We start from the raw sequence: 3,527 nt of genomic DNA on the forward strand, positions 1-3,527 counted from the left end.
TGGCTATGTCAAGCTGAAGTGGCCCAGGGATGTCGCTCTGAACTGGCCCACGTGAGCCTGCTTTCCAACTCGGAAAGTATGCTCTATGCTTTCCGGTATGGAAAGCTCAAACCGGCCGCAGAACACCCCCGCGGAGGATCTGGCCCTTATCGGACAGGCCCAGGATCATCTGGATCCGCCTCGTGGGTTCGCATTGACTTACGACGTGCTCTTCAGCATCGTCTGCGGCGTTTTTGTCGGGGCGCAGGCGCTGCCGCTGACAATCCGCCCGTTCGCGACCATCGTCGTCGTGCTCGCGCTCATCGCTCTGATGGTCTGGTGGCGGCGTCGGCTGGGGTGGTGGCTCAGCGGTTACTCTCCTCGGCGGGCGCGGTGGGTCACGTTTGCAATGCTCGTCCCACTCCTGAGCTTGATGTTCTGGGCGTGGGCGATGCCCGTGCTGTGGGTCGCGCTCACCGCAGGTAGCATCGCGGCGGCGGTTGCGTTCGCGGCCAGTCGGCTCTGGGCGCTCGTGTGGAAGCGGGAGCGCGTTGCAGCACGGAACGTCGCGTGAGCGGGCTCGATGAGCGGATTCACCATCCGACGCGACTCCAGCTCTGCGCGATGCTTGCGGCCGTAGAGGATGTCGAATTCAGCTTCGCGCGTGATCGCATCGGAGTCGCGGATTCCGTTCTCTCCAAGCACGCAAAGGCGCTCGAAGAGGCAGGATACGTCACCGTTCGCAAGGGTGTCAGCTCTGGCCGGCGCCGCACCTGGTTCAGTCTCACGATGAACGGTCGAGCAGCGTTCCGTGCCCATCTCGCCGAGCTCCAGCGCCTCGCAGGAGCCGCCACGTCTCCTCCCTCGTCAACGTAGGCGATTCTCCCCTGAGGATTTCGCTGCTCTCGCTCGTCGGTGCGGACCACGGGCGCGTCAGCTGCTTTGGTTGCGGGTGTGGGCGAGCCGGTAGCTGGTGGTGCCGGTCTCGATGATGGTGCCGTTGAAGGTGAGCCGGTCGATGATCGCGGCGCAGAGGCGTGGGTCGGTGAAGGTGTCGGTCCAGCCGGAGAAAGACTGGTTGGAGGCGATCGCGACGGAGTTCTTCTCTTCTCGTTCGGTGAGGACTTGGAAGAGGAGCTCGGCGCCGCGGCGGTCGAGTTCCATGTATCCGAGCTCGTCGATGCAGAGCAGATCAACGCGGCCGTAGCGGGCGATCGTGCGCGCGAGTTGTTTCTCGTCGGCGGCTTCGACGAGCTCGTTCACCAGTTTCGTCGCGAGGGTGTATTTCACCCGGTAGCCCTTCTCGGCTGCGGCAGTGCCGAGCCCTATGAGGAGATGGGATTTGCCGGTGCCGGAGTCTCCGATGAGGCAGAGCGGATCGCCGCGGCGGACCCAGTCGCCTGTTGCGAGGGTGTGAATGGTCGCGGGGTTGATGTTCGGGTTCGCGTCGTAGTCGAAGTCCCCGAGCCATTTCTGGCGGGGGAACCCCGCTCCTGCGACGCGGCGGACGGTGGAGCGGCGGTCCCGGTCGTCGCATTCAGCGAGGAGGAGTTCGGCGAGGAAGCCCTGGTAGGAGAGCTGCTCGTGTCCGGCGACACGGGTTGCTTCGTCCATGACCGCGCGGATCGTGGGTAACCGGAGTCTGCGGCAAGCTTGGTCGACTGCGGCCGCGGCGGCTTCTTCTGTCATGCCGCGCCGTCGGCGCAGGGTCGTGGTGACGGGTGTGGTGGTGCTCATGTGTTCGTCGTTCCTTCTCTTTCATCAGTGGCAGTGGGATCGGTGAAGATGGGGCGGCGCTGCAGGAGCTCGTCGTAGTGGGTGACGGACGGCAACGGGCGTTTGTCGGGCGGGAGGCCGGCGATCACAGCCTGCGGGTCGCGGAGGCGGCGTTGGGTGAGACTGACAACCCTGTGCTCGACGTGTGATTGAGGTGCAACGGGATGTCGCTCCCATGTGGCCCCGCTGCCATGTAGGCGTGCCTCGACCGCGACGACGTCCGCGGTGACCGCGCCGACCGAGAGAGCGGCCCTGATCCCGGCGATCACGTCCGCAGCTCGCATACTCCGATGTAGGAGAAGCACCTCGATGAGCTCTCTCGTGCCCGCGCTGTCACCGTTGACCTTCCTGGTTTCCTGCCAGAACGCTTCGTGCGCGGTGGTGAACGTCCCGGACTCGCGTGCGTGAGCGAGCGCGGTCGATCCCGGCAGAGCGCCGGGCTTATGGCGAAGGACTTCGAGGTAGTGATCCAACACGATCGATTCTCCGCCGCGGGCGACGACCCGCTCATGGCGGGCGGCCTCTTCCCGCCCGTCGAAAATGGCGACCTCGGATGCGCGCAGCGAAACCCTCACCTGACGGCCGATCAGCCGGGCAGGGACGGAGTACTTCGCCATCCGAACGGTGACCAGCCCAGACCTGTCGACGCGCGGATGCAATACCAACCCTGGATCAAACCGCTCAGTCGGCAGCGGCCGCAGCAAGAGTCGTTCGGTGGCGAAGTCATCTCCGACTGTCGTGCACCGCTGACTGATCCGGCGGTCCTCGTCGCGGGAGTCCCAGCGGCGGATCATGCTATTCAGCTCGGCAAGAGAACCGACCTCGGGCATCGGCGAGAGCCAGGTCCGCCGGAACCGGCCGACTTCCCCCTCAACGCCGCCCTTCTCGTGCGCGCCTTCGATCCCAGGCTGACAGTAGAACGCGTCGAACCCGTAGTGCGAGCGGAACAGCACCCATCGGTCATTCTCGACCCGGCGGCGATCACTGCCGTAGATCACGGTCTTCACTGCCGCCGTCAGGTTGTCGTATTTGATGTGCAGGGCAGGGACCCCGCCAATCTCGTCGAACGCATCGATATGCCCCTCGAGGAACGCTTCCTGCGATTGCGTCGAGTAGACCCGGTGGATCGCCTTGCCTGAGTGAGAGAGACGGAACGTGAACATATGACACTTCGTCTTCACCCCGGCCAAGATCACCCAGACCTCCCCGAAATCGACCTCCGCTTCCGCGCCAGGCGCGTGCAGTTGCGGGACGAAGACCTCCGGAATCCGACCCGCCTCGATCAGGATCTCCCGTCGCCGCCTGGCGACATAGTCCCGGACCGCGGCGTAGGAGACATCGGCAGCGTGCTCGTCAAGAAGGCGGGAGTGCATCCGCGTCGCCGTCATCCGTTGCTTCTTCGGCGCGGTGAGGTTCTCCCGCAACCATCCGTCGATCAGCAGCTGGAACGCGCCCAGCTTCGGAGCCTGCCGCTCAGGAACCTTCCGGCCCGGCGGGACCGGAGACGCCAACGCTTGACGCACCGTCCGACGATGCACCCGAAACCGTTTCGCCAACGCGTTCACGGACAGCTCCTCGACTCGCGCCGCGCGTCGTATCTCGGCGTACAAATCCACCCTGGACCCCAACTGGCCCTCCTCACTCGAAACAAACCGACTGAGGACCACCGTGGCGGGGGTGGGCCAAATCAAACCGACATGAACACCCCGGCGCGTCGCAACATGGGCCAGACCAAAGCGACATCCCTGGGCCAAATCAGAGTGACAGAGTCA

General features: G+C 64.8%; 4 protein-coding genes. 2 read left to right on the forward strand and 2 right to left on the reverse strand.

All coding sequences use genetic code 11. The features are described 5' to 3' along the window. The first annotated feature begins 85 nt into the window (after nt 1-85). Both HDC31_RS19955 and HDC31_RS19960 read left to right on the forward strand, forming a co-directional pair. A complete protein-coding gene (locus HDC31_RS19955) occupies nt 86-553 on the forward strand; it encodes a hypothetical protein (RefSeq protein WP_113680639.1) in 468 nt (155 codons plus the stop codon). Beyond that, nucleotides 550-855: a transcriptional regulator gene (locus tag HDC31_RS19960; RefSeq protein ID WP_113680638.1), complete on the forward strand. Its 306-nt coding sequence runs from the start codon at nt 550-552 to the stop codon at nt 853-855. The genes HDC31_RS19955 and HDC31_RS19960 overlap by 4 nt, the downstream gene beginning before the upstream one ends. 57 nt (nt 856-912) lie before the next feature. On the opposite strand, the gene istB is transcribed toward HDC31_RS19960, so the two are convergent. Next, the gene (istB, locus tag HDC31_RS19965; protein ID WP_113680637.1) at nt 913-1,716 is read right to left on the reverse strand and encodes an IS21-like element helper ATPase IstB; all 804 of its coding nucleotides are present in this window, start codon (nt 1,714-1,716) and stop codon (nt 913-915) included. Then, the gene (gene istA, locus HDC31_RS19970; RefSeq protein ID WP_113680640.1) at nt 1,713-3,383 is read right to left on the reverse strand and encodes an IS21 family transposase; all 1,671 of its coding nucleotides are present in this window, start codon (nt 3,381-3,383) and stop codon (nt 1,713-1,715) included. The genes istB and istA overlap by 4 nt, the downstream gene beginning before the upstream one ends. Between the last annotated feature and the right edge of the window lie 144 nt (nt 3,384-3,527).

This window comes from Microbacterium sp. JAI119 (assembly GCF_013410135.1).
Taxonomy (GTDB): Bacteria; Actinomycetota; Actinomycetes; order Actinomycetales; family Microbacteriaceae; genus Microbacterium; species Microbacterium oxydans.